The following is a 2820-nucleotide window of genomic DNA, read 5'->3' as shown; positions in this document are numbered from 1 at the left end:
ATTTCCAAGTTCGACCACCATTTCTCCCGAGAGTCGGCAATGCGTTCTTTCTACGATTCTGGCCTCGATCGTCAACTGTCCTCCATCGGGCATCGCTTCGATGGCATTAATCAACAGATTGACAAGTACCTGATGTAGCTTCTCGGTATCTCCATCGACCATGAGGGGAACCTCACACGGTCGGACGATGATTTCAATTCCCTGCTGCCGGGCACGTGCACTGACCAGATTTAAGGCTCGCTGTAGTGTCTGGGCCAGGTCATGCAGGACACAATTGAGCTGCGGAGGACGGGCGAAGTCGAGCAACCCCTGAATCGTCGATTCCATCCGACCAATTTCTTCCAGAATCAACCGCAGCTTACTTTCGTCCAGCTTGGGCCCCGAAGCCTGCCGAATGGCATGCTGCAGCAGAAGCTTGACCGATGTCAGCGGATTTCGAATTTCATGGGCCACCCCCGCCGCAAGTTCACCGACCGCAGCGAGTCGCTCGGATTGAAGAACCTCGCGTCGCGCGGCCTGAAGGTCACGGCTGACTTGGCGCATTCGAAAAGCAAATTGCTCTGCCTTCTGCTGAACTTCCTGAAAATCGGTTGATGCGTTGATATCAATCGTGCCAATGTTGCTGTCGCTCTTCGACGAAGCATCATGTAGGGTCACTGCGATTCTGGAAATTGATTGGTTCAAACGCCGCGAGAGGCGCCAACCAAGAAAAATGCCCAGTAATGGTCCGACCAGCAGAATTCCCGAACGGAACCACAGAATCGTATTCGTCACGCGGCGCCGCTGTTCTTTATACATGTCCGTCGCATGCTGATTCACGCGGATGATGTCATTGGCATTGACCGTAATTTGATGTGCCAGCTCAATCGCCTGAGGGCGGATAGATGCGTTCAGGTTTGGATCGAAGGTGTTTGTCGATTCCCTGACCTCGAACAGCCCCCTGAAAATGTCCAGATAGGCATTCAGTGGCCCTTCAAGAGCCTGCAGGACCTCCTGATTCCCTTCAACATGCTGCGATGCCTTCAGACGATTGCGTTCCTTGGCAATCTGGTACTTGGAGTTCTCCCAGCGCTCTCGGAACCTGGGCAGATCTTCCTGGTTCGAAGGGCACTCAGCCACCATTCGCCAGATCACAACCTTCAATTCTTCGGCAGCGCGAACAGGAACGACATTCTCGACGAATACGCGTTGATTGGATCGTTCGATCCAGACAACGTAGTATGTTGTCAAAATGTTCATCGAAATGTATAGCGCGAGCACCCAGAAGACGGGAATCAGCGCCTGGACAAAAAGGGATTTGTAGAAGTTAGTCTTCATGTAGGGCCTTCGGCTGAAGCGGCTTTCCCGTCAGTACGATCGATTCCATTTGATACGAGCTGACATGCATGCGCTCCCGCCGAGTTCAACTCTCACTGATTGGAGGTTCAGACAGGTCTGCGGGAAAACTCTCACTGCGTTTGTCGATTATCACGCAGTTATGGTCCGCACGCTATCTACCCGCGTAAGAAAATTCGTCAACCGCAGCACTTCCTGAACTTCAGACGGATACGAATATCCTCCCCCCATCCCGTTTCATGACGACCGCCCAACCTCAAGTTTTGATTAATCGATTTTCAACCCACCAACTCACCACACGGCTTGAAACCGTTCCCGCGTCGCGACTGGGTCAATCCTGCCCCCCTGATCAGAACAAGCAGATATTTCCCGATCGGCGTACCACGAGCGGGCAGTTCGTGATCGTGGAAATTTGGGTCAACGCCACAGCCTTACCCTTCATCCCTTCTGTGTTTGCCCTTTAGTCACCTCGCCACCGTCGTGCTGGGTGGCAGAAACCGACACCTTTCTCCCAGACACATATGTACCCTTTTTGCTCTCACTCATCCCCAACAAAAGTGAGCATCAGTTCATTGTAAAAAAAGTGATTTCACCCGGAATCAATTTCACGCCACTTTACGTTGGTTTGCACCATCAGATTGAGAGCAGGTGAAATGGAGAAATTATTCCAGGTGCGCTACTTCGTTGGCAAAGTAACGCGCACAAGTTTGCGACGGCGCCAGCTTATTTCCATGAGTCACTCCCGGGCCGAGAACTTTGCTCAAGTTCGAGCCCTGACTCACGGGCCATTTGAGTTGTCGCGAGAGAGGCCGCAGAACTCCTTATCGGCACACTCGCGATTCTTGAACACTCATTTGGGAAAACGGCCCCGACGAAGCAGGTTTAGTGCCGATTCGATCGCCGTCGGCAGAGCATGCCTCAAGAAAATCATGTGTTCACTGACAAAACGAGTGTCGAAGAGCTAACGTCCGCGGAGAGTGTTTCGCTTTGATTGAGCTAATCGGCAACGCTCCGTTCTTTGTTCCATTTGGCAAATCGCTTTCCGCTCTTGTAAGTCTGTTTCCACAGGCCATATGTGATTTCGTTTATTTCTTCTCGGGCTGGCCCTTGGCATGCGAAGTGCATAGGGATCGCCTGTATTGGAGGACTCAACAGTTGCAGGTGTAAGTCGTTGAGTTTAGGTCAGTTTCGTATTGGACGGGATGAGTGTAGAGGGAAATCATGATGCCGATTCATGTACTCGTCGCCAGTTCCTCCGCCTACCGTCGCTGGTGGTATGTTGAGCAATTGCAGCAGCATGATATGGAAGTCACGACAGCTCATGATGGGCTGACATGTATTCAACAGATGAGAGCTTGTCTCCCCGATGTCGTTCTGCTTGAGCCATCGCTCTTGTGGGGAGGAAGTCACGGAGTTCTGGCTGTCCGGTCGCAGGAGCCGGAATTTCAGCACATTCCTGTGGTGCTTGTCGCAGTCGACGGCATC

The 2820-nt window shown here is 52.2% G+C and carries 1 protein-coding gene and 1 pseudogene; one reads left to right on the top strand and one right to left on the bottom strand.

The window, feature by feature from the left end; genetic code table 11:
• The coding region (locus VGE80_RS09105; protein WP_440592430.1) for a sensor histidine kinase at positions 1-1317 on the bottom strand (1317 nt) is incomplete at its 3' end.
• 1239 nt (positions 1318-2556) lie between these two features.
• Here VGE80_RS09105 and VGE80_RS09100 point away from each other — a divergent pair.
• Positions 2557-2820, top strand: a pseudogene (locus VGE80_RS09100) (hypothetical protein); the annotation flags it as partial.

The sequence above is a fragment of the Schlesneria sp. genome (assembly GCF_036405755.1).
Lineage (GTDB): Bacteria > Planctomycetota > Planctomycetia > Planctomycetales > Planctomycetaceae > Schlesneria > Schlesneria sphaerica.
The sequence above is the reverse complement of the archived record's forward strand: the minus strand, read 5'-3'. Positions and strand labels throughout refer to the sequence as shown.